Here is a 24,352-nt window from a genome sequence, read left to right as displayed (position 1 = left end):
GCGATTAAACAGGCGATCCGGACATAATGGTTTTGAGTTCGTACCGGCAACGCTGCCGTAGACGATCAAGTGCACTCCATGTGCATTTTGCTACGCTTCATTCCTGAAATCAGTCGGCTTATTAAAAAAAGTTTGGCCTGACGCCGCTGAGGGCCAACATTTGCATCGAAGCCGAGCGCACCAAGCGGTGGAACGGGGCCTGTTGCGCCCCAAGGAATTCGCCATTAATAACCTTTTATGAAGACCGTTGCAATTATCGGGGCAGGACCGGCCGGCTTGACTGCCGCCTACGAGCTCACAAAACGCAATTATAAAGTCGAAATATTCGAAGCCCAGGACCAGGTCGGCGGCATGTGCCGAACAATTACGCTTTGGGGATGCCTGGCAGACCTTGGCCCCCACCGGTTTTTCAGCAGCGATAGGCAAATCAACGAACTTTGGCTGGAAGTCGCCGGTAATGACTACCGCATGGTGAACCGGCAAACCAGGATATTTTACAAAAACCGCTTCTTCTATTACCCGCTTAAACCTGTGAATGCCCTGAAAAACCTGGGGTTGTGGGAAGCATTCCGTTGTATGTTCAGCTATTGTGTGCAGAAGGTTTTACCTGTTCGGTTGAAGGGCGATTTCGAAAGCTGGGTCGTCAGAAGGTTTGGAAGAAGGCTTTTCTCTATTTTCTTTAAAAATTATTCCGAAAAGCTCTGGGGAATCAAATGCAGCGAGCTCGACGCCGACTTCGCTACCCAACGGATTAAAAAACTATCGCTGTTCGAAGCAATCAAAAGCAGCATTACGGGCAACAGCGGCCGGCATAAAACCCTGGTCGACCAGTTCGCATATCCAACGGGCGGGACAGGGATGATCTACGAACGTATGGGCGATTACGTTCAACGTAACGGCGGACTTATTTTTCTGAATACAAAAGTAAAACGGGTGCTGGTTGAAAATAACACCGCCCGCGGTATCGAGCTGGAAAATGGCACGGTCAGACTTTACGATGCGGTTGTCAGCACAATGCCGCTGACGAGCCTTGCGGCCAATCTTGAAAACGTGCCCGGCGAAGTGCGGCAGAACCTCCGCATGCTTACGTTCCGGAATACGGTGCTGGTGTACCTTTTGATCGACGGCAAGGATTTATTCGAGGACCAGTGGCTTTATATACACTCCCCCGGATTGAGTGTTGGAAGAATTACCAATTTCCGTAACTGGTTGCCAGAGTTGTACAATAATTCCGATAAGACGATCCTGGCCCTGGAGCTCTGGTGCAACTCGGACGATCCGATGTGGCATTCCCCCGACGAAAAGCTGATTGAAATTGCCAAATCCGATTTGGCCGAAACGGGTCTGGCCAGGTCCATGCCGGTTATCGATGCCGCCGTTTACCGCATTCCCAAATGCTACCCGGTGTATGCGAAAGGATATTTCAGCGCCCTGCTGCCCGTTCAACAGTTCTTTTCAGGCATCTCGAACCTGTATCCGATCGGGCGGTACGGTTCATTTAAATACAATAACCAGGACCACAGCATTTTAATGGGCATGCTGGCTGCACGGAAAATCGACGGGGACGAAAGCATCGACCTCTGGGGAATCAATACCGATTACGAGAATTATCAGGAAAGCGCATCGATCACCGAAACCGGACTGAAAACCGCAGCGGATACCGGCATGCTGGTTTGAGGCCTTTCAACTGGCTTTTTATGCTCACTTTTGACAATTGGCTCACGAATTATACCTGGATCGGCTTTGGTCTCGTATGGGTAGCAGCCGCATTCTACTATAATGCAGCATTAACGGGCCCGGATAGCCGGCTGCCGGTAAATGGTTATTGGGTGGTCGTGTTCTGCGGGCTCCTGCTTTTTATGCGGCTGCCCTTCATAACGTATAACCATGAGCTGGATATCGATGAAAGCCAAATGCTGGCGCAAGCCATGGGCCTGAAACGGTTTTGGGTACACTGGAAGTTCGTCGATGGCCTGACCCAGGGGCCGCTCACGAGCTACGCCCTGATTGTACCGTCCTGGCTGGGTCTGCCTTTCGACTATACAGCAGGCCGGTCGCTGGGAGTTGTAATGCTGTTTTTTACGCTGTCGGCCACCTTCCTGGGGCTGAGGGACCTGTTCCGAAAAACAGTGGCATTGGCGGCATTCACGCCCGTCGCCTTTTTTTACCTGCTCAGTCAGGGAGCTTTTTCGACGCTATACAACGAGTATCTGGTATTGTTCCTGCTTGCGCTATGTTTCCGGCTTTTTTCAACACTTTATCGCCGGCCCCGGCCGCAAATCAGGGAGGTGTCGTTACTCGGGTTCCTGGCCGGAATGGTCCCGTTCGCCAAATTGCAGGGTGCTCCCACGGCGCTGGTGATCGTCGTTTTCGCGGCCGTAATTATTTACCACAGGAGCCCCGACAAGGTTAAAATGCTGGCCTGCTTTGTGGCGGCGGGCATGCTTTTTCCAATGCTCGTGCTCGGCTTTACTATCCGCTACGGGGTGCTGGACAATTTCTGGCAATTCTACATCATTGGCAATATGGAATATTCAAGCGGGGGATCGATATGGGTTAAGGCAATGCGGTACCCCCGGTTTCTGCGTCAGTCGGGACAGTTCCTTTATTTTTTCGCCTGCAACCTGGCATTGACATTGTGCGCAGTCGTGCAATCGATACGGACCCGAACCCCGCTCCGGTCGCCCGGCTTGCTTTTCTGGTTCGGGTTATGCCATGTAGCGACTGCGTTTTATGTGGTCGTAAAATCCGGTTACCTGTTCCCGCACTACCAGCAATTCCTGATTATCCCATTGTCCATATTTGCCGGTAGCCTGGCAGAGATCGCATTGGGCCCGCTTTCCCCGGACCGGCGGCTGCCCAATACAGCCTTACCGGCGTGGATGCTAGTATGCTTCCTCCCCCACCTCGTTTCGAAATGGGCAACCGTAACTGCCCGGGGCTCCGTTTCAGGAACCCGAATCAGCGTGGCGGATCTTGGAAAGCCAATATCCGTATCCCCGGTAGCCAGAACCGTTCTCCGCTTCGCACGGCCAGGTGATCTGCTCACCGTATGGGGATGGCACCCGGCATATCACCTGGAAACACGGCTATCGCAGGGCACAGCCGACGTAATTCCGTTTCGGGTCCTGACGGAAGGCCCCCCGACAGGAGAATCACCGTCGAAGATATTTGCAGGATATGCAAAAGAACGTCCCGGCCGTTATCGTCGACCAGATCACCAGTCGGTCCTTCTGGTTCGATAATCCGGCCCGGTATGGTCATGAGCATATCCCGGGTATTTCCCGCTTTATTTCGGAACGCTATCAGCACGTCGGGACAATCAACGGAGAGAGAGTGTTTGTTTTGAAAGACCGTCTTCCGCGCCGCTTTCCGTGATTACCAAATGACAACAGCCACCGTATTCTCCCCACAAAGTTCAGGCCTCTTCGATAGGTTTAAGTTTGAAAATAATAAATTGATGGCCCGCAGCCTTTAACAGGTATGCCGGCGGGTTCGAACTATCCAAAGTTGTCTCAAAGCCCCGAGAGAATACCATGAAAATTAAAATTGTAAAAAAAGGCGACCGGAATCTGCTGGTTTGTACACGCGTTGACGGTAGCGTCGAAATGGCCGACCTCGGTCCCCAACTGCCATTTCACGACATTGCCCATTTTTTGATAGAGCGGCATTTGATGCTCAAACATGGTTTTTACGGCAATATTTACCACGGGTACAGCGTGAGGGAATTGTCGAGCAAAGAGGTAATTATGACTTTGAATGCCGAATCGACCATCGCTGAAATCCTGACAAGGGCGTTACAGGCGGTCGGTTCCGGCGCCGGCAGCGCCGATCAGTTTATGGCAATGGTATCCGACGAATTGAGCCGGTATTCGATCGACTACCGGCCTGCCCTCGACCGCACCGATGTAGCCCGGCTGGCCGTTCAATACCGCGAACTGACAGAAAACTGGAAGGCGCTGCAACAAAGTGAAAGCATCGAGCTGGATTTCCCCATTGAAAACTGGACTTAATAGAACAGGACTTTCAACCCATTAAAATAAATAGCGTAAGTTTGAAGGGCGATGATCCCGGCCCGGCGAATGGGTATTATCGCTTTGACAAAAACTCCGAAAACCTGGTTTTCCGTAATTATCGACAATATGCGATTTCGGTTTTTCAAAACATTTACCTTAACCACCGTTGCCGCTTTTCTGGCATCGTATGCTTGTGCGCAGCAAGATTTCAGTACCAGGTATTTCAAAATCCGCATCGATGCCAGGGGATGGATCACAAGTATGAAGAACGTGACGGGAAAAACGCACCAGCGCGAATTCAGCCCCGCCGACAAGCCGTCACCGCTGCTATCGCTGTACGACAGTAAAAAGCAGCGATATTACCAGCCGACCAGGGCCACTTACAATAAAGGCAAACACACATTTACGCTGCGGTACCCCAACGGATCGGTGGCTACGGTTTCACTAACCAGTTATCCGAAATACTTTAAGTTGAAGTTATTGTCGTTAAAACCCCGCAACGGCATCGACAATATCCAATGGGGAGCCTACCATACCAATATCACCAATCTTCTCGGCGAAATCATCGGTGTGGCCCGCGACACCAGCGAGGCGGTTAATTATGCCATTGGTATGCTGGCGCTCAACGACAACACCCTTGGCGGCACCTCCGAAACCGTTGGCGATGCGGCCCCTTTCCAGTACATGATCCATACGCCCGATAAGCAACGCTTTCCCCTTCCGCCGCACCTGCGCGAAGGGCAGGTTTTTTCGATCGGTGGCGACGGCATCCACGATGTCGCTTTTTACGCACACAAAGAACCTTATTATCGAATAATGTACGGCAATGCGGCTCAGATCGACGATCAGGGCAGGATATCCATCGCGTATAATTCGAGGGACCGGGCCCCGAAGCGCACGGTCCTTTTTTCCCTGATACCCCATATGGAGGTCAACAGCCCCAACCACCTGGAAGTACAGCCGCTGCCGGGCATCGGCTACGAGGGCTCTGCGGTGGCGCTTTGGGGCAGTCCCGACAGCACCGCGCTGCTGGACGTGATCCGGAGTATCGTGCAGGCGGAAGGGCTCCCGTACCCCACTTTCAACGGCAAATGGGTTAAGGACCCGGCCGCCTATATGCCCGACGCATTCGCGGTTGGCGGCGTGTACGACAGCATCGTGTCCTATACGCACCAGCTCGGTTTCAAGGCGATCAGCCTGTACGATCAGGGGTTCATCCGCGCCGACCGGCGTAACGGAGGGTATATCGACGGGAGGAATTTCGAGAAAAAGCCTTTAAAAATGGCTTCCGGTAACAAATCGCACAAGGAGCTGGCCGAAATGGCAGCGCGGCTGGGCATTATCATCGGCCGGCCGACCATCACTACCGCGCTCGCGCCCGGCACCCAGGATGCGAGCCCGATGCCGAGCGATAGCCTTTGTTACCAGCAAAAACGCATCCTGACAAAAAGCATAGGCCCCACCGACACCCTGATATTTGTGAATGACCCGCAGTACCTGGATGAGATAGCAAGCTGGGAAGGACATTGCAAGAACCTGAATATGATCAAGATCGGTAAGGAGCTTATTCATTACCTGGGGGTGTCGAAAAAGGCGCCCTACCGCCTGCTGAACGTCAGGCGTGGCTATTGGAAAACGGCGACGGCTGCCCATGCCGCCGGGGACACCATTTACAAGCTGCAGGTGACCATCAACTACGGTTACGACGGGCTGATCCCCAACATGCAGTTGCAGGACGAGATCGCCGGGTATTATGCGTCCGTTTGCAAGATCAATGGCCTGGCATACTACGACTTCGACGGCCAGGAATTTCTGTTCAACAACGGCCATGGCTATTATGCGGTCAAACGCTTTTTCCGCAAAATGTTTGAAAAAGCCGGGGAGCTCGGTGTCCCGTACATCCGCTTCACCGGATCGACGCTCTCGGAAGGCTCCTGGCATTACCAGAGCGTCTGGAACGTGGGCGGCGGCGGCAACCTGTACGATATCGCAAGACGGGAATGGGGCAGCACTACAAGCCAAGGCAAGGACCTCAGGGACGTAACCTACGCCAACTTCTTCCCATCCGGGATGGGCAACAACTTTCCCATCCGGGCAGGCTCGACGGTGGCCCAATACGAACATGTCCAGGCCATTTCGGTAGGTACGGGCACTACTTACAGCCTTCAACTCAATCAAAAACAGGTGGAGGCCTGCACGGAGAAATATGCGATTTTCAAAGCCATCAGGACGTGGGAAAATGCCCGGGCAGCCGATGCATTCCCCAGGTGGGTGAAAAAACTGCTCGCCGATCCGAAAAACCAGTTTCACCTGGAAGAGCTCGACAAGGATACCTGGCAACTTTACAAAACCGACCCGCACGGCAAAAACGGCAAGACGTTTTGTGTACTTAAACGAGCCGCGGCTTTAAAATAAACCAGCTCACCCAATCATTCACCGAACGGGACGGCAGGTCAGGAGAACCGGAGAGTTTTTTCTGACGTTGCCGTCCCGTTTTTGGGGAAACACTTTTCCGCATCTCCATTTAAATGGGGTTTGTCGTGCCGCGTATATCCGCTGAACTTTTCAACAAAGCATATTGAGCTTTCCGACAAAACGGCGGGCCCGCCAACCAGCGAAATTTGTACTTCCGATCGAAGAAAAAGGCTGTCGGACATTCGCCTTCGATGATATCCCGCACCTCTCCTTAGCCAGAAAAGGCACTCGGGAAGCGCGCCGGCAAAAGGCAGGCCTATTTGCCATTACGATTGATTAATTAAAACAAAAACCAAAAATGGATTTACAATTGAAAGGGAAACGCGCCCTGGTGACGGGCGCCAGTTCCGGATTGGGTGAGGTAATCGCCCGGATGCTTGCATCGGAAGGGGCTGAGGTGATTGTGCATGGCCGGAATGCGGAACGGGCCCAACAGGTAGCGGAGGCAATCAGGGAAGCGGGCGGGCAGGCCGAAGTAGCGCTCGGCGACCTTGCCAGCGATGCCGGCGCTGATGCCGTAACTGCGGCCGCGCTGGCAGGCGGTGCAATCGATATTCTGGTAAATAATGCCGGTGCGACGAGCCATAAAAACTGGTCGGATGCGGCAGCCGACGACTGGATGGAACTGTATAACGCCAATGTCGTCTCCTATGTGCGGATGATCCGGCGCATTGTGCCCCAAATGAAGGAACTGGGCTGGGGCCGGGTCATCAACATCGGTGGCGGGCTTGCCATACAGCCGATTAAGGAACAACCCCATTATAATGCGACACTGGCTGCACGCCATAACTTGTCCGTGTCCCTCGCCAGGCAACTCCGGGAGACCGGCATCACATGCAATGTCGTTTCTCCCGGCGCGATTATAAATCCGATGGTAGAGGAATGGCTCGTCGGCGCCGCACCGAAGTTTGGGTGGGGTAACGATCTGGAAGAAATTAAGCGAAAGGCGGTAAAAGACCTGATACCGAATGATACCGGCAGGTTTGGCCGGCCCGAAGAGATCGCCGGAGCGGTTGCCTATCTAACCAGCCCGTTAGCGGATTACATTAGCGGAGCGATCATCCGTGTGGATGGCGGAACGATGAGGAGCCTGTAAACAGCGATTCCATTGATAGGCCCCGCGAAGGACATTATTCGCTCCGCAACGATTTCACCGGGTTCGTCATTGCCGCTTTAACGCTCTGATAGCTCACCGTTGCTAACGCGGCGATGACCGTGGTGAGGCATGCCAACAGGAAAATGGACGGGCTGAGCGATATTTTGTATTCAAAATTCCGCAGCCACCCGCTCATCACCCACCAGGCTACTGGCGTCGACAACACGAATGCAATGCCGATTAACTGGATGAACTCCCTGCTGAACAGCCACAAAATACTGCCCACGCTCGCGCCGAGTACCTTTCGAACGCCCACTTCTTTCGTCCGCCGTACCACCATGAACAACACGAGCCCGTACAGCCCCATGCAGCCGATTAGCAGGGCTATCCCGGTGAAAAAGTTGATCAGCCTGCCCATAGTTTGCTCCTGCTGGTAGGCCATCTGAATCTGGTCGTCCACAAATTCGGGGTCGAAGATATCATCGGCATATACCTGGTTATAGGCTTTTTCCAACTGTTTCAGCGCCCGGCCGTAGTTGGAGGAAGCAAGCTGGATGTTGGCCGAGTAGTATCCGCTGGCGACCGTCGACAGGAACATCGGCCGGATTTTCTGCCGGAGGTCCAGCTGGTTGTAATCCTTTAAAACACCTACGATTTCCATAGACACCGTTCGCTTGTGCAGGAACTTGCCGAGCACTTCCTCGGGCCGGTTGAAGCCAAGCTGGCGCATGAAGGTCTCGTTGATGAGCGCCTCGCGGGCGGTATCCGACGGTTGGAGGTTACGCCCCGCAACCAGTTTCAGGCCATACAAGCCCACATAACCGGCGTCGACCCAGGCCTGCTGCGGTGAATAGGGTTCCTCGTCCGTTCGGGTATCGAACCTGACCTTGGTCTGGCTGGTAGAGCCGGATTGGGGAGGCCCGCTCATAGAGTAGCTGAACTTGCTAATATCCGGCACGGCGGTAGCCAGGTTACGGAAGGTCCGCATTTTACTAAGGTCCTGCGAGGGCAGATTCGGCAAGCGCACGGTCAGAATGGCGTCCTTGCGGAAACCCAGGTCCTTGGTACGGACATAAGAAAGCTGGTTGGAGATTACTATCAGCCCGATAATCAGGGTTTGCGAAATTGCGAATTGCGCCACAACCAGCCCCCGCCTGAGGGAAAAGCCGCCGGCCTGCTGTGTAGTGAGCCGCCCCGCCAGCGCCACCACCGGCCGGAAACCCGCCACGATCAACGCCGGGTACAGGCCCGCCAGCAGGATTACCGCCATTACCAGCAAAGCCAGCCACGCCACCACCGACGGCGAAAAGTAGAATGTAAAACGGAAAGTACCGTGCAGGTAGATGTGCGCCAGGGTTTCGCCATATCGGAATATCCCTATTGCCAAAGCCAGGGCCGCGAATACGATGAGCGTCGTTTCGCCCATAAATTGCCAGAATAGCTGCGTTTTGGTACTGCCCAGCACCTTCCTTACCCCTACCTCCCGCGCCCTGTTGAGCGCCTGGGCCGTGGCCAGGTTCACAAAATTAATGCTCGCCGTGCCGATCAGCAGCACGCCGATCAATATCAGCGATAGCAGTAGCCCCCGGCTGACACCCCCATATTCGGGCGACAGATGCATATTGCCGAAGGGAATAGCCGGATAGGATGTTTCCCTGATTTTTTCGGGATTGTATTTCTTTACGAACGATGGCAGCTGCCTCTTCCAGTCCGCGGCCGTGAAGCGGTCGCCGAACAGCGCGTAGCAGTGCGTGCTGCCATTGGTATTTTCAAAAGATTCGTCTTCCGGACGCGTATTAAGCTGGTCTTTTAATGAAGCCCATGAGGCCATGATCGAATAGTCGAGATCGGTATCGTCACGGTAATCGGCGAAGACGCCTACGACACGGGCGGGAATGCGGGCATCTAGCCTGATCACCCGGCCGATCACATTGGTTGTTGTACCGAAACATTTCCGGGCCATTTCGGCGCTCATAACGACGGTACCGGGCTGATTGAGACCATCCGGCCCGCCGGAAAGCCAGGTGTAATCGAAAATGCGGAAAAAGGCCGGTTCTACAAACGCACCCTCGTGGCTTTTATCCTTGATCTTCTTATCTGCCTGGTTGGGAACGGGCACTGCTACCAGCGGCGAATACCATTCGTCCAGCATGGCCACAACTTCAATTTCGGGGTGGTCGGTGCGCACCGCCTGGCCGAACGCGTAGGGAACGCCCGTAAAATTGAATTCGTCGGCCGGCGAGGTGAACCTGGAAGCGAACTGGTATATCCGCTCATAGTTCCGGTGATGTCGATCCGTCTGATAATGAAAGCGGACAAGCGCGAAAATCAGCAATGCACAGCCGATTCCAAGTGCCAGTCCGGTTATGTTGATGGCTGCATATGCCCGGTTTTTGCGCAGGTTGCGCCAGGCGATTTTAAGGTAGTTTAACAGCATATTTTGTCGATTATCATGCTCTGAGTAATCCGCTCGGACGTTGCATGTCACCTGGCGGCACAATTATCATACCATAAACCCGAAAACCCCTCTGCAAGCGGTATGGGGCTGTTTGGTCTTCTGCGATGTACGATTCCGGACAGTTTGTGTCCGCTGAGGCGCATTCTTGTCGGCACAAATGGAGTAATTGAACGTAAAGTAAAATGCCGCTAACGGTAGATATGAAGTCACTGGATTCCGTCAATACCCCGTCCCGGAAAGAAGAGATCACCGACCGTTATTTTCTCTTGCTGGACCAGCACCTGACCGATCTGGTCACCGGGAAAGCGACCGAGATGCTGGAACTGAACGACATCGCCCGGGAATTATGCGTATCGCACAAACACCTTATCGCCATCATCCAACAGACCAAGGGTGAGCATCCCTGTCATTTCTATATCGATAAGATCATCAAAAAAAGTCAGCAATTACTGACTGAAACCGCATTGCCGGTCGCTGAAATCGCCAGAATGCTCACTTACGACCCGTCGAATTTTAACAAATTCTTTAAGAAATACGTAGGACAAACGCCCGGGAAATACCGGGAAAACCATAATCAGGCGATATAGAATCCGAAAAGTTCACCATGATGCCCATTTCGGGTCAGGATACCTTTGTGACCTATCAATAAACAAAACATTACCTGATATGTCACGAAATGATCTTAAAGGAAAAGTTGTCCTGATTGCCGGAGGAGCTAAAAATCTGGGCGGATTGCTCAGCCGCGACCTCGCTGCGAAGGGGGCCAGAATTGCTATTCATTATAATAGTGAATCCACCAGGGCCGATGCCGAACAAACATTGGCTGATGTGCTGGCATCCGGCGCCGAAGCCTTTCTGTTTCAAGCCGATCTGACCGATGTTAAAAACATTACCAAACTGTTCGATAAAACCATCGCGACGTTTGGAGGCATCGACATTGCCATTAATACGGTTGGCAAAGTGCTGAAAAAGCAGTTCGCCGATACAACGGAGGAAGAATACGACAGTATGAGCGATATCAACTCCAAAGTTGCGTATTTCTTTATTCAGGAAGCCGGCAAAAAACTAAACGACAGGGGTAAAATCTGCACCATCGTCACGTCGCTGCTAGCTGCCTATACCGGTTTGTATTCGACTTACGAAGGCTTGAAAGCTCCTGTGGAACATTTCACCCGCGCGGCTTCGAAAGAGTTTGGCGAACGTGGCATTTCCGTAACGGCGGTGGCACCGGGACCGATGGATACACCGTTCTTCTACGGACAGGAAAGCCCCGAAGCGGTAGCGTATCATAAGTCGGCGGCGGCACTGGGTGGTCTGACCGACATCAAGGACATCGCTCCGTTGGTTGAGTTCCTTATCACCGATGGCTGGTGGATTACCGGGCAAACCATTTTTGCCAACGGCGGTTACACCACCCGTTAAGGACTCATTTTATCGCCCCACCCGGGTTGGCGACCAATCCGGGTGGGGCTGTTTTAAATCTCTCTCCCCGCTCGGCGTGCCTGGCTTCACTCCTTCACCTGCTTATTTTCATAGATTTTTATCTGACGCTCAACGTACGGGTCCTGAATCGGCAATCCATGAAGATAGTTGTAAGCTTTTCGGGCGACGAAGCCATTCTGTTTGGCGAGCAATGAAGCCGCATGGCGGGCGACGTCGATATTTCCGATGCGATGCAAAGCAAACAGGTCAAGGACATTGCCGGTTAGTTCCGGATTTGTCCCGTTCAAGACGGATACCAGGCCGGTAACTGTTCGGGAATGCAGACCTGGCGCATGTGCCAGCTTTCCGATAATCAGCTTTTTTATTGCATAGCTTCCCTCCGAAAGTCTGGCGGTCAACAGGTCCTGGACTGAATCGGCCGCCAGCTCGGTGGTGTCCAGGGAATGAATGGCCCGCTCCGCCAGATTATATTGATCGTCGCCGATAAAAGACAGCACGCGTTGGCGAAGCGGGGGGCTAGGCCTCACAAATCCGCGGATGTGGTTCAATGCCCATATTTTATCGCCGGGATCGGGGCTATCGAGAATTTTCAGGATCAGATCGGGGGGAAAGTGATTCGACGGTGAGATTACGTACCTCGTCCTGGGTAGGTCCGTTCACGACATGCCACATTTTATAGGTCGTGTAGGCAGCGCCTGCCACCACTTCGTCGAGGATGCTCGCGGCGGTGGCGGAAGTTACGGCGTCGACCCCGTTTTTTGCGTTCGCTATCCCGGGCCGGGGCGCCAGTTCACCGTACGATAATCCGGAGAGGCGGGAAAAAGGGTCGGACAGTATCTCATGCAAGCGGGCATACTCCTTCCTTTTGAATGGCTTATGCCTGGCTTTGCTCAAATATTCCCCTTTTTCCAGTTCGAAACCCAGGTAACGGCCTGTGACATTCCAGTAAAGCGTGCATTTCAGCAACCTGCATTTGTTGTCGAAACACACGCTCGTCCTGATTTTTTTGTAATAATGGAGCGGATAACCCTCTTTGGACCAAACCTGAAAGATGGTGTCGCTGGCAATAGAATCCACAACGGCCGAGGGAATGGACCTGACATCCCCTTGCATTCCCTGTACGGTTGCGGGCCAGAAATAGCGGATCTGGGCGGCACACGGCGATGCGCCGTGCACAATCGCGCAGAAAGCCAGAAAGCGCCAGGCACTTCTCCACCAGTTGATGTCCGGTACTTTCATCGATCAGCCTTTTTGGCCTCTGCCGGGCACAATTCCACCATGTTCCTCAATCAGTTTCCGCAGCTCGTCCAAGCTGACTTCCAAAGGCGATTTATTCTGCATATTGGCTAGCACAGCCGCTGCACCTGCCGCCTGTCCCATACCCATGCAGGATGCCTGGACCCTGAGGGCCGAGTTAGCCAAACGGTCGCTGCTGACGCACCTGCCCGCGACCAGGAAGTTGCGACTGTTCCTGGGTACCAATGCCCGCAGGGGCACCGTCGGGACTACACCTTCCTTAAGGTGGTCGGGCACAACGCCGTTTTCGTCATGAACGTCGATCGGATAATAGGAATAGGAAACCGCATCATCGAACACTTTACCGGTTACGTAGTCGGTTTTGGTGATCTGGTAATGGCCGTCGATGCGGTACGTTTCGCGTACGGCGGTTTCGTTTTGCATATCCACCAGTTTGATCTTCTCGCATCCGGGCAGCGTCCGCAGGAACCGCAGAGTTTGCAACAATGAGCTGCGGCCTTTCAGGTTAGCCACCGTGTGCGTTTCGGAGGTGGTCGAATCGGCACCGAGCACGTGCTGGATATTGTCGCCACCGCTGCGGAGCAGGCCAACGATGTTGTTGCGGAAATCGGTTTTGACCAGGTTCCCTTTCGCAATTTCTTCCTGATAGCGCGCCTCGATCGTTTTCAGGTCAAGCGATTTGAAGTCGTAGCCCCCAAGCTGAAACTGCAACGTACCCGGCTGGATCACGGCTTCGCGCAAAACATTAAATCCCGCAATGGAAGTGACATAGGCATTGCCTGTGCAATCGATCAGTTGGTTGCAGACAATGCGGGTGCTGGTGCCTTTTCCGATGGTATCGACCGTCCAGTTGCCTTTTTCAAAAGAAGCGCTGACCGGCGTTTCATAAAACCGGATTTTCACGCCGGCCTCCACACATTTCTCTTCGATCAGCAGGGCGTACAGCTGTCCGTTCAGCCGTACCTGATGTTTGGGATGGTGCCTTCCGTGGGGAATGGAGAAGTCGGGCAGCGTGTCGTCGTTCATCGCGACGGCCTCCTGCACCATTTCCCAGCCAATCCCGCTGATTACCTGTTTACCCCAGGCAAAAAAATCCCCGGGAAGGCCACACCGCCCGTAGTAGTGGTGCCGCCCAGCTGGCTTCCATTTTCGACGAGTATCACTTTGCGGCCGGCCCTTCCTGCCTGAATGGCTGCAACTACGCCCGCAGTGCCGCCGCCGACGACCAGTATGTCGGTGGTGATCGTTTGCTGCTTTACCGAGTAAGGCTTAGCCAGCACATCGCCCTTTGAGAGAGAAGGCGTCAGCATTCCGAAAGAAAGCGCTCCAAGGCCCGTCAGTGCGGACCGTCTTTTCAATTTTTCCATTAGCAGATACCTTTTTAATGTTCAATAACCCGGATTTTGATCTTTCGCCGGGTCGAGGCCTTTATTGTAGTTCATTTCGGAAACCGGTATGGGCCACAGGTAATGTTTCTGGGCGATTGTCTTGCCGGTGGCAGCCAGCACCGCTTTCGCTGCTTTGCCCGTTCTTTTCAGGTCGAGCCAGCGTTTTCCGCCCAATTGAAATTCATAGCTGCGTTCGGTCAACACCCGGTCCAGGAATGTGTCGGCGTTGTAGTCCGCCAGTTCGAGGTCGATTGCGGAAGCTTCCGTAGACGGCTTTGCGTATGCCCTCCTGCGCACGGTGTTGAGCGCTTCCAAACCCGCGGCGGTAGGGCCGTTGCCCGCGCGTGCAGAGGCTTCGGCATAAATCAGCAGTACGTCGGAATAGCCGTAAACGGGGTCGTCGTTGCCTGCGCCATTCTGGCTTACGGCCTGCTGGTCTGTGAATTTCGAGCTCACGAGCGTGTTAGTGCCCAGCCCGAAATTGATTTTATCCCAAAGGGCCTTACGCAGGTCGCCGGCATCCCAGGATGTGTAGTAATCGCTTGTAACATCCAGGTAAAGCACATAGGCGCCCCCGAAATTGAACAACTTCGTATCGGGATGGTTGCTGACCCAGAGCATATAGTTACCCTGATCGGGCTGCCGCGTATATTTCAGGTAAAAAATCTCCTCCGATGTAGATACCAGTTCCGGCCCCCAGACTTTTAACTGAAAATCCGTCTTCGTGGTGATCGGCACGAGGGAAAACTTACGCGATTCAATTACCTCCTCTGCCTTGTCGCGGGCCTCCGCGAATTTACCGAGCGTCAGGTAAACGTCCGCGAGCATGGTTTTCGCAGCCCAGCGTGTTGGCCTGCCCGCCACCGATGGGTTATCCGGCAAACTTGCCTCGGCTGCCAGCAGATCGGAGATGATCAGGTTGTAGACCTCTTCCTGCGTACTTTTCTTCAAATCTGTTTCATTCATGTTGGTCTCCGTTCGCAACGGCACGCCGCTCCAGTTCCGCACGAGCTGGAAATAGTTGAAAGCCCGCATGAACTTCGCTTCGGCGACATAGCGGCTGACATCTGCAGCGCTGATCGATGTTCCCAGGGGGGGCATTCCGGATCACCAGGTTCGCGTTACGGATGCTCAGGTAAAATGCATTCCAAAGACCGCCGACGCGGGTAATGTTGGCGTCGTCGAGCCCCTGAAAACCGTGGAGCGGCGCCCAGCTTCCCCGACCGTTGACAAAGTCCGACTGGCATTCCAGGGACGTTTCATACACGGCATAGTTGTTGCTGCGCAACGGACTGAAAATTCCGTTCACTGCTGTTTCCACCTCGGCCGCGGTGTTGAAGAATGTTTCGACGGCTACCGAACGCGGCTCTTCTTTCAGCATATCCTCGCAGGAAGCGAGCAGACCGCCCGAAAGGATCGCCATTGCAGAAAATCCGGCGATGGCCAGTAAGTTATGATATGTTTTTGGTAAACTCTTCATGGTAAATGATATCTGGATGAAAGCGGCTAAAATGATTCCGGCAGGCCATTAAAAACCGACCCGTAAACCGAATGTGACCGATTTGGCGATGGGATAACTGTAAAAGTCGATACCCTGCTGGGTGGAGTTGCTGCCTCCCCGCGAGTTCACTTCCGGATCCCACCAGGAGTATTTGGTGAGCGTCAGGATGTTCTGCGCGCTTGCGTACAGTTGTGCGTTGCTGATCCATTTGGCGCCCCATTTTTGCAGCGGGAAGTTGTAAGCCAGCTGGATGTTTTTCAGGCGCAGGTAGGATCCGTCCTCGATATAGCGGTCGGACACCTTCGCGTTCACGTTATTGCTGATCAGCGGATATTCGGCGCTGGTATTGGAAGGCGTCCAGTGGTTGCGGTAAACGTCTTTGGGCATATTCAGGCCGAAACCGTAATCGATGGTGCTGCTCATTCCGCTTGCATTGAACAAATCGTTGCCGCTCACGCCCTGGATAAAGAACGTCAGGTCGAAGTTCTTGTAGGACATATTGGAATTAATCCCGTAAATGAAATCCGGATTGGGATTGCCAATATAGGTCTTATCCCTGATGGTAATACTGCCGTCGCCGTCGGTATCCTGGTATTTGATCTTTCCTTTCTCGTCGTAACCGTCTTCCACGTATCCCCAGAACTGCCCGATAGGCCTTCCTTCCCGAAGTATGCTGGTCACATCATTGATTACCACCACATTAACGGCTCCACCGAGGACGTCCTGCCCGTCGTTGAGTTTCACCACTTTGTTACGGTTCATCGAAATGTTGGCATTCATGTCCCATTTGAATGCGCCGGTCAGAATGCGGCCGTCCACACCCAGCTCGAAACCTTTGTTCTGCACCTCGCCCACATTGCGGATCGTCGTGGTGTAGCCCAGCGAGGCAGGAAGCGTGACGGTGTTAAGCAGGTCGCGGGTGTTTTTGATATAGTAATCGGCCGTTACGATGAGCCGGTTCTTAAATAACCCGAGGTCGATGCCGAAGTCTTTTTGCTCGGTAGTCTCCCATTTCAAGTTGCCCGGCAGCTTCGTACCCGGCGTATAAGTATTGTAAAGTGCGTCGCCAAACGCGGTTTTCCCGGCACTGAGTTGATTCAAAGTCGCATAGGCGCTGATAGCCTGGCTTCCGGTAAGCCCCCAGCTTGCGCGTGCTTTCAGATCGGAGATTACCGGGCTGTTTTTCAGGAATTCTTCATTGGAAACCCGCCAGGCGAGGGCGGCAGAGGGGAAATAGCCCCATTTATCGCCTTCGGTGTATTTGGAAGACCCGTCCCGGCGCATGCTGACGGTCGCCAGGTATTTGCTGCCGAACGCGTAGTTCAACCGCGCCAGGTAGGACAGCAGGACGGATTTCGAATACGCGGATGTGGGAATCCCGGGCGTGGTGGCCGACTCCAGGTCGTAGGTCTGGGTGGTATTGCTTAGAAATCCGACCCCTCTACCCGACAGGGATGTTTTGGTAAAGTCCTGATAGGTGAACCCGGCCACAGCTGAAACGCTGTGCCTGTCGGCGATCGTTTTGTTGTAGCTGACCGTGTTTTCGCTGAGGTAACTGGTAAACTGACCGGTGCTCACAGCCGCAACCCCGCTGGAACGGACAAATTTTGTAGTGGTATATTCATCTGTGCGGTCGTCGCGGTTTTCCATACCACCGGCAATTTTAATGGTAATGTCCTCGATAGGCTTGAAAATCAGGGCCGCATTCAGGAGGGCTACATTGGCCCTGGTCTTCTTATTTTGTTCATTGATGAAGTTGATCGGGTTGATCAGGTCGGTTGCCACGAAGGGATAGGCAGTGGCCAGGACCCTGTAACTTCCGTCTTCATTGTAGGGTGTCAACGACGGGGGCGCGCCCAGAGCCGAAGAAATCATCGAAGTACCGCGGCCTCCACCTTCACTGTCCTTGCGGGCAGTAACGAGCCGGCTCAAAGTCCCGCTGAAATTGAGACTGAACTTTTTACTGATTGCGTGGCTGATGTTGGCGCGCAGGGAGTAGCGGTTATAATCGCTCCCCTTGACGATCCCATCCTGGTTGAAGGCGCTTCCCGACAAGGAAAAATTTGTCTTTTCGTTACCCCCGCTGACATTCAGCGAGGTCGATTTCATCGCGGCCTGCCTGAATATCAGGTTCTGCCAGTCGTAGCCTTCGCCCATAGCATCTATTTGCGCCTGGGTGAAGTACGGATTCAGCTTGTCGTTGGCGGCCTGCTCGTTGTAGAATGTGGCATATTCGGCCGCATTCATCATGTCCAGCTTTTTGCGCAGCTTCTGAATGCTGTAACTGGTCTCGAAGTCGACGCGGGTCCTGCCCGCCTTTCCTTGTTTGGTGGTGATCAGAATCACACCATTCGCGCCGCGTGAACCGTAGATTGCAGTGGCCGACGCATCTTTGAGGATTTCCATACTCTCGATGTCGGCATTGTTCAGAATCGTAGGGTTACCGTCGTTGATCGGGAAGCCATCCACCACGTAAAGCGGTTCGTTACCGCCATTCAGCGAGTTTGTTCCCCGGATGCGAACGCTGATGCCACCACCTGGCGAACCGTTGTTTTGCAATACCTGCACGCCAGCGGCACGCCCCGAAAGCGCCTGCAATACATTCGTAGCCGGATATGCATTCAGTTCTTTGGCTTTGACCTGCGATAGCGAGCCCGTCAGGTCGCTTTTCTTAACCGTGCCGTAGCCGACCACCACCACTTCTTCCAGACTTCGGTTGTCAATTTGAAGAGTTACGGCCAGCGACGACTGCGAAGCAACAACCACCTCTTTGGAAACATATCCTACAAAACTGAAAATAAGCATGGAACCGTTGTCCGGCACATCGATTTGAAACGAACCGTCGACGTCGGTGGTAGTCCCCCGCTGGGAGCCTTTCAGGATGACGCTCACACCCGGCAAACCATCACCTTTTTCGTCGGTTACCTTGCCGGTTATGTTCAGGTCGGCCTTCCGGGACTCATCCGGGGCCCGCAGCAGCGCTTCCAGGTTTTTGTCCAAAAGCGTGCCCTGATTTGTGCCGCCTGTCCTCGTTTCCACTTTCTCGGCATTGCTTTCCAGCCTGGGATCGCCGCCTGTTTCCGCTTTCCGTTTGATCACGACCGTCTTGTCGATGATGCTGTAAGTAAGCGGTTGTCCCTTCATCACAGCGTCCATTACGTCAACAATCGACCCCGAACGGATATCGACCGTCACATTATTGCCTTTCTTGACGATCTTGTTGTCGTAGAAGAACTGGTAGCCGGTTTGCTTTTGTATGTCGGAGAAGACAGCCGCCAGCGGTTTGTTTCTTACCGCCATACTGATTTTCTGCGAAAAACCGGCTGCTGATACATGAAGGCATACCATGGTTAGTATTAAAGCCGTCAATTTCATCACCAATAATATTTTCGGAAAATAACGTATACATATAAACGCAGTTTTCCCATGTACAAAAATTTGCATATTTTTGACCAGGTTTGGAATTGAAAAAATGTTTTAGCTAACAAATGCAACCCTCCTGGCGCTCTTGGCCCAGGCTGGTTGGGGATTCCGGACACCAGCCGTTTCAGGTCGCATCTGAAACGGCTTTCTTTTGATGAAATCCCCGTGGGGTCTGATTCACTCGGTATTCATAGCGGCAGGGTTTAAGTGGTCGGATAAGTCATACAGGGCTATTCGGTCACGATGATCGTCTTGCCTTCCACGCGGAAATGCACATCGCCCATTTCAAGTATTTTCAAAACTTTCGACAGCGGAGCGCTCCTTTCGATCTGCCCCACAAACTCATGATCCCCGATGGGCGCGTGGTAAACGACGTCCATGTCGTACCAGCGCGAAAGTTGCCGCATCAGTTCGGGTAGGCCCACATTGTCGAAACGGAAGAAACCGTCCTTCCAGGCCACCGCGGCACCTGCGTCGACCGTCCTCACGTCAAATTCGCTTTTGCTACCCTTATTTGCCTTTCCGGTCGCCACCAGTTCTGACTGCTGCCCGGGACGGAGCAACACGCCGCCACCGGCATGGTCCGACTCGCGTACCTTGATGCTCCCTTCGAGCAATGTCGTTTTGATTTTGCCTTCGTCCTGATAACTGTTGATATTGAATCGCGTGCCCAACACTTCAACCAACTGCTTGCCTGCGAGCACTTTGAACGGAACTTTGCGCGAACCTGCTTTCTTTTGGGTGACCTCAAAATACACCTCGCCCATGATTTCGACCACGCGCTCGCGCCCGGAGAAGACGGTCGGGAACCGGATAGACGACTGCGCATTAAGCCACACTTTGGTACCGTCGGGAAGCCTCACCTGAAACTGCCCGGCTTTGGGTGTTGCGATGGTGTTGTAGGTCAATGTATGGTCCTCGCCTGCATTTTCGGCGGACGGCTTGTAAACGATTTCGCCGGGGTTCGTCTTTACAATGCTCGTGTTCCCTTCTTTTGCCAGCTGGCCGTTCAGGACGCTGTCCAGTACAATTTCGGCGCCGTCGGCCAGGGTTAGAACGGCTTTGCTCACGCCGGGAGCGACGTCGGCAGGAGCAATGGCATCCGTAACCGGGGCAGTGCCGGGGCCGGTATAGAAGAAGTATGCGCCAATACCCACCAGGAAGATGACCGACGCCGCAACTGCGAGTCGCCGGAAAACCGGCATTACTCTTCCCGGCTTCGCTTCCGGCTTCTTACCGATCGGCAATGCGTTCCAGACCTCGTCGAGATGCGATTCCAGGTATTCGGCGTCGATAGGCTCGGTATCTGCTTTACCCAGATCCAGGTACCAGCTTTCCAGAACTGCTTTCTCGGCCGGCGTCAATGTGCCGTCCCTGTATTTTTGAATTAACTCCCTGGCTTTCGAGAACTCCATTTCCGCTGATTGGCTGGTTATGGAGTAAAGACGGACAAGTCAGCCGTTGGTAGTAGAAGAATATCAAAAAAATCAAAAAAAATTTACAGGAAGAACAAACAGGCGATGGAAGTGAAGGCAGTATCGAGCTTTTCGCGAAGAATGTGGAGCGCGTTATTGACCTGCTTTTTAACGGTCTTGTCAGAAACATGAAGCTGTTCTGCGATCTCTTTGTAGGACAGGTTCTCCTTGCGGCTCAGTTCGAAAACTTCACGCATTTTGGGCGGCAGCAATGTGATCTCCTTTTCGATCAACTCTTTCAGTTCCTGTTCCAGCAGCTGCTGGTCGGTAACGTATTCGCCTTTCTCTATGAAGGCGGCCAGCGAAGCGATGTACTTTTCCTCGATTTTCCGGTGTGCGATAATGTCGAATATCCTGTTGCGGACGGAGGCATACAGGTAAGCTGACAGACTGGTCGTGAAACGGAGCGAATTTCGTTTGATCCAGAGCGTGGTAAAAAGTTCTTGCAGGACGTCCTTTGCCTCTTCCTCGTTGCCGAGAATGCGCCGGGCGTGCAGGAAAAGAACGCCCTTGTAGCGGCGATACACCTCCGCGAATGCCAGATCGTCATCCTCCGCGATAAGTGCCAGCAAAGCCGGGTCGGTATATCCCTGATAATTATTCATAATCATAAAAAGACAAATATATGATAAAATAATTATAAAGGAGTTACCGACCCGGCCCGGCAATGTTCTTCGCTATCGGGACAAGAACAGGCGATTTCGGACGAACTGATCCCTTAAAACGATTCCAAGTTCTAAACGATCGGCAAAGCCGATGGCAATACAGCCCCGCGGCCGGAGAAGATTACCGGGAACAATTTACATTAGAAAGAACGAGAAGATTATGGTATGACCACCAGGCGATTACCACCTGGTATGTCAAGCTGCCACAAGTCTGCAATGTCGGATAGTTTTGCCGTGGTAGTTTCCAACTTTAATTTCCCTTCGGCCGCGAGCCGGAACGCTTCCGGCAGGATTTCCGTGAAAGCCTTCTGCACATGTTCCCTGGGCCATGAGCCCATCCCCGATCCTGTCAGCTGCAAATCCACGCTGCGCATGATAGCAGCCGAAAGCTGTATGAGGTCCCCCGACATGCTGCCTGCCGACACGTATCTCACCGGGTTGGTGAACATGCCGTTGCCTTTCAGGACGGAAAGGATCAGTTCAGCCGTACGGCCCCACAGGTAATCGATCACAATGTTGACCGGCGTCGTTTCGTGCAATACTTCCAGCTGCGCCTTGAACCGGGCATCATCCCCTGTGATCGCAATCGTTTCGTCGGCACCCAGGGCGAGCAGTTCGGAAAGCGATTGTTGATTTCTTCCGGTGCCGATTACCTTTTTTGCACCGTAATATCTGGCCAACTGAATGGCCACCCGTCCTGTAACACCCGTCGCCCCGTTGATCAGCACTGTATCACCGGCCTGGATTTCCGCTTTGAATTTCAGCCCCATAGCCGCTCCCACGACCGCATTGGGCAACGCTGCTGCGGTAGCATCGTCCAGGCCATCCGGTATACCGACAATGCGGTCCTTATGGATGGTAGCCTTTTCGGCCATCATTCCGCTGACGCCCATCCCGTAAACACGGGTGCCATCCGAAAGGAGGCAAACACCGTCGCTACCGGGGATCCGGGCGGTTTCGGGCAAGCGGGCACTGCTATAATGTTTGCCCGAAGCGATCCCTTTGTCCAGGTGCTTCACAGCCACGGCCTTTACTGTGGCCAGTATTTCGTTATCATGTTGAATCCGCGGTTCGTCGACCTCGGTGTATTGGGGTAATCCACCCCCGGGATACATCACTGCTGCTTTCATTTTCTGTTTGTTTTAGCTTAGGCCAAAACTAGGATGAGCATCAGAGGCGCGACGATAACATATGTTACTAAATTCAAAAATGTGCCTTGCCCTTTGCCAGTTTGCTTTTGATCCGGCTCAAATGCACCGCGCTGACCCCGAGATAAGAGGCAATGTAATGCTGTGCAACCCGCCTGACGATGTGCGGACGTTCGGCCAGCAGGCGCTGGTATCGTTCCTCGGGCGTGTCGCGGATGAAGGAAACAAGTTCGTCACTATAACGTTTATGCCGGGCAGCCGATATGCCCAGGATGATGTGGACAAAGCTGGGCTCATGGCTCAGCTCCCCGATCAATTGAAGCACATATACCCTGGAAAGCAGATAAATAACGGATGGCTCTATGGTTTCAATGGTAAACAAACTTGGCACTTCGTTGACAAAGCTGTCAAAAGATGAGAAGCCGGAATTTTCAAAAAAGAACTGGACTGTTTTTTCACTGCCATCCTTATCGAAATACGCCCGGACACAACCTTTCTCGACGAAAATATAACTCTGCGACACCTGCCCCTCTTTCAGCAGGGTGGTTTTTGCCGGCACTTCACGCCGTTGCATATATGGAAGATATTTCTCCCAATAGACATTGAGCTGCGGGAATTGTTCCCTGAAATGGAAAACCATAAGCGACGGGATTAGCAATAGGATTTAAGAATATTCGCGCTCCGATGTTAAGCAAAGATATTGGTTTGCCACTACCGATCCGGTTCATCATGTAATTTTACCTAAAACAATATAAAGAAGATTAATATTCGATTACAACTTGGGTACAAGCTATTTTCATCCTTGACTTCGATGTACGCGGGAGCGAACGAGGCGATCGCCCGCGGCCAGTTGCAAACGGAAAAAATTGAACTTCCTTCAAAGGGCTATCCCTCGGGGATTTACCTCATCAAAGTCCTCACCGCTACCCGGGAAAAGGTTTTCAAGGTCGCCAAACAACGTTAATACATCATTTCAAGCCGATTAACACCTGGAACCACGGAAAACTCGAAATAAACGAAATCATCGTTCACAAACAGCGTCGTAATCTGAGCGGCTCGCCAGCGGGCAGCAGCCACAGAAATAAGCCAGCCAACGCGGGCAATGCGATATTCGTAAACGGTAGCAACGCGATAAGCCCAGATATAGTACGCCGCATCCGGCAGTGGTCAAATCCGGCTTCCCTCTGCCGCAAGTTTCTTTTAGCGCGTTCCGTCTCCTGATGCGCAGTAGAGCCGGAATTGTTTACCGCGCGGCGGCGAGCTGCGGCGCACGGAGATATTGCCAGTTGAGGTAATGGCAAAGGCCGGTCAGTTCGGGAAACATTGTCTGCGCGTTAAAACCCAGCATATTCAGATCTTCTATCAGTCTGGCCTTGATACCGGCTTTGATGACAAATTCGGTTACGCTCGATCTGATTTCCTCGTCCTGGTCCATCGGTATGAACTTTTTGCGCGCCTCGTCGTAAGGATGAACGGTAAACCAGCCTGATTGGGCGATGATGCGCTCGTTATTCATCGACGGCCGGAGTACTTTCAGCTCGTCGATTTCAAACGGAGATCTGTTGGCCTGCCCGGCCAGGCTATTTTCTTTGTCGAAGACCTGCCTGTCGCTTCCCCGGAATGCATATACATACGACGGGTTCTGAGAATCGTCGATATCCCGAATGGCAAAAAACAATGCTACCAGCGGATTGCTCGACCAGTCCAGAAGCCGGGTCTTCAATCCGTAATGCTGCGCAAGGATCAGCAGCTCCCAATCGTCGGAAACCGCGCTACCGATCAGCATCTTTCCCATTCGCCTCAAGTCGGCAAGCATTCTTTGTTCGATCGAAGGAATACGCTCGGCGTTATCGTATCGGGCAATCGATGGGGTCAGCGGCGCTTTTACCCGCTGCCCCCGAAAGATGCAAAAATCGGAAGTATCCCTGTCCAATCCGAGTATTTCACGGATATATTGGTCAACGCTATGTACTTCGATCGATTTCATTCTGTTTCTGATTCAGTATT

General features: G+C 53.1%; 21 protein-coding genes. 8 read left to right on the top strand and 13 right to left on the bottom strand.

All coding sequences use genetic code 11. The annotated features are described in order from the left end of the window. The first annotated feature begins 237 nt into the window (after positions 1 to 237). The 5 genes from ABV298_RS25400 to ABV298_RS25380 all read left to right on the top strand — a co-directional run bounded on the left by ABV298_RS25400 (position 238) and on the right by ABV298_RS25380 (position 7,587). Positions 238 to 1,677 (top strand): FAD-dependent oxidoreductase, encoded by a 1,440-nt coding sequence (locus tag ABV298_RS25400; RefSeq protein ID WP_353718934.1) that lies wholly within the window; start codon positions 238 to 240, stop codon positions 1,675 to 1,677. Positions 1,678 to 1,697: 20 nt separating this feature from the next. Next, on the top strand, positions 1,698 to 3,245 hold the full coding sequence (locus ABV298_RS25395) for a hypothetical protein (RefSeq protein WP_353718933.1): 1,548 nt from the start codon (positions 1,698 to 1,700) through the stop codon (positions 3,243 to 3,245). Between the two features lie 291 nt (positions 3,246 to 3,536). Continuing rightward, positions 3,537 to 4,013, top strand: a complete 477-nt coding sequence (locus ABV298_RS25390) for a hypothetical protein (RefSeq protein WP_353718932.1) — start codon at positions 3,537 to 3,539, stop codon at positions 4,011 to 4,013. Between the two features lie 129 nt (positions 4,014 to 4,142). Then, on the top strand, positions 4,143 to 6,431 hold the full coding sequence (locus tag ABV298_RS25385) for a hypothetical protein (protein ID WP_353718931.1): 2,289 nt from the start codon (positions 4,143 to 4,145) through the stop codon (positions 6,429 to 6,431). Between the two features lie 358 nt (positions 6,432 to 6,789). Next, positions 6,790 to 7,587: an SDR family NAD(P)-dependent oxidoreductase gene (locus tag ABV298_RS25380; protein WP_353718930.1), complete on the top strand. Its 798-nt coding sequence runs from the start codon at positions 6,790 to 6,792 to the stop codon at positions 7,585 to 7,587. Positions 7,588 to 7,621: 34 nt separating this feature from the next. Here ABV298_RS25380 and ABV298_RS25375 read toward each other — a convergent pair whose 3' ends face one another. Continuing rightward, the gene (locus tag ABV298_RS25375; protein WP_353718929.1) at positions 7,622 to 10,024 is read right to left on the bottom strand and encodes an ABC transporter permease; all 2,403 of its coding nucleotides are present in this window, start codon (positions 10,022 to 10,024) and stop codon (positions 7,622 to 7,624) included. A 221-nt stretch (positions 10,025 to 10,245) separates the two neighbouring features. On the opposite strand from ABV298_RS25375, the gene ABV298_RS25370 reads away from it, so the two are divergent. Both ABV298_RS25370 and ABV298_RS25365 read left to right on the top strand, forming a co-directional pair. Continuing rightward, a complete protein-coding gene (locus ABV298_RS25370) occupies positions 10,246 to 10,632 on the top strand; it encodes a helix-turn-helix transcriptional regulator (RefSeq protein WP_353718928.1) in 387 nt (128 codons plus the stop codon). Between the two features lie 79 nt (positions 10,633 to 10,711). Further along, positions 10,712 to 11,467: an SDR family oxidoreductase gene (locus ABV298_RS25365; RefSeq protein WP_353718927.1), complete on the top strand. Its 756-nt coding sequence runs from the start codon at positions 10,712 to 10,714 to the stop codon at positions 11,465 to 11,467. Positions 11,468 to 11,553: 86 nt separating this feature from the next. Here the strand turns inward: ABV298_RS25365 and ABV298_RS25360 are convergent, their stop codons facing one another. The 11 genes from ABV298_RS25360 to ABV298_RS25310 form a co-directional block, all read right to left on the bottom strand. Beyond that, complete coding sequence (locus tag ABV298_RS25360; RefSeq protein ID WP_353718926.1) at positions 11,554 to 12,015, bottom strand: hypothetical protein; 462 nt, start codon at positions 12,013 to 12,015, stop codon at positions 11,554 to 11,556. A 49-nt stretch (positions 12,016 to 12,064) separates the two neighbouring features. Continuing rightward, positions 12,065 to 12,727, bottom strand: a complete 663-nt coding sequence (locus ABV298_RS25355) for a hypothetical protein (RefSeq protein WP_353718925.1) — start codon at positions 12,725 to 12,727, stop codon at positions 12,065 to 12,067. A 3-nt stretch (positions 12,728 to 12,730) separates the two neighbouring features. Then, entirely contained in the window at positions 12,731 to 13,792 is a 1,062-nt protein-coding gene (locus ABV298_RS25350) for an FAD-dependent oxidoreductase (protein ID WP_353718924.1), read from the bottom strand. A gap of 20 nt (positions 13,793 to 13,812) precedes the next feature. After that, positions 13,813 to 14,112 (bottom strand): FAD-dependent oxidoreductase, encoded by a 300-nt coding sequence (locus ABV298_RS25345; protein ID WP_353718923.1) that lies wholly within the window; start codon positions 14,110 to 14,112, stop codon positions 13,813 to 13,815. Positions 14,113 to 14,133: 21 nt separating this feature from the next. Then, on the bottom strand, positions 14,134 to 15,168 hold the full coding sequence (locus ABV298_RS25340) for a RagB/SusD family nutrient uptake outer membrane protein (protein ID WP_353718922.1): 1,035 nt from the start codon (positions 15,166 to 15,168) through the stop codon (positions 14,134 to 14,136). Beyond that, on the bottom strand, positions 15,092 to 15,613 hold the full coding sequence (locus tag ABV298_RS25335) for a hypothetical protein (RefSeq protein ID WP_353718921.1): 522 nt from the start codon (positions 15,611 to 15,613) through the stop codon (positions 15,092 to 15,094). Before ABV298_RS25335 ends, ABV298_RS25340 begins: the two co-directional genes overlap by 77 nt. A 48-nt stretch (positions 15,614 to 15,661) precedes the next feature. Then, on the bottom strand, positions 15,662 to 18,934 hold the full coding sequence (locus tag ABV298_RS25330; RefSeq protein WP_353718920.1) for a TonB-dependent receptor: 3,273 nt from the start codon (positions 18,932 to 18,934) through the stop codon (positions 15,662 to 15,664). Between the two features lie 353 nt (positions 18,935 to 19,287). After that, complete coding sequence (locus ABV298_RS25325; RefSeq protein WP_353718919.1) at positions 19,288 to 20,472, bottom strand: FecR domain-containing protein; 1,185 nt, start codon at positions 20,470 to 20,472, stop codon at positions 19,288 to 19,290. Between the two features lie 83 nt (positions 20,473 to 20,555). Further along, complete coding sequence (locus ABV298_RS25320) at positions 20,556 to 21,137, bottom strand: RNA polymerase sigma-70 factor (RefSeq protein ID WP_353718918.1); 582 nt, start codon at positions 21,135 to 21,137, stop codon at positions 20,556 to 20,558. 218 nt (positions 21,138 to 21,355) lie between these two features. Next, entirely contained in the window at positions 21,356 to 22,327 is a 972-nt protein-coding gene (locus ABV298_RS25315) for a zinc-binding alcohol dehydrogenase family protein (protein WP_353718917.1), read from the bottom strand. Positions 22,328 to 22,400: 73 nt separating this feature from the next. Further along, entirely contained in the window at positions 22,401 to 22,985 is a 585-nt protein-coding gene (locus ABV298_RS25310; RefSeq protein WP_353718916.1) for a Crp/Fnr family transcriptional regulator, read from the bottom strand. A gap of 171 nt (positions 22,986 to 23,156) precedes the next feature. Between ABV298_RS25310 and ABV298_RS25305 the strand changes: the two genes are divergently transcribed. Further along, a complete protein-coding gene (locus ABV298_RS25305; RefSeq protein WP_353718915.1) occupies positions 23,157 to 23,309 on the top strand; it encodes a hypothetical protein in 153 nt (50 codons plus the stop codon). A 279-nt stretch (positions 23,310 to 23,588) separates the two neighbouring features. On the opposite strand, the gene ABV298_RS25300 is transcribed toward ABV298_RS25305, so the two are convergent. Further along, positions 23,589 to 24,332 carry an FRG domain-containing protein gene (locus ABV298_RS25300; protein WP_353718914.1) on the bottom strand — a complete coding sequence of 248 codons (744 nt, stop codon included), beginning with the start codon at positions 24,330 to 24,332 and terminating at the stop codon, positions 23,589 to 23,591. Positions 24,333 to 24,352 lie beyond the last annotated feature (20 nt).

The sequence above is a fragment of the Dyadobacter sp. 676 genome (genome assembly GCF_040448675.1).
Taxonomy (GTDB): domain Bacteria; phylum Bacteroidota; class Bacteroidia; order Cytophagales; family Spirosomataceae; genus Dyadobacter.
Note: the sequence above shows the minus strand (reverse complement) of the source record. Positions and strands in the feature narration are given on the sequence as shown.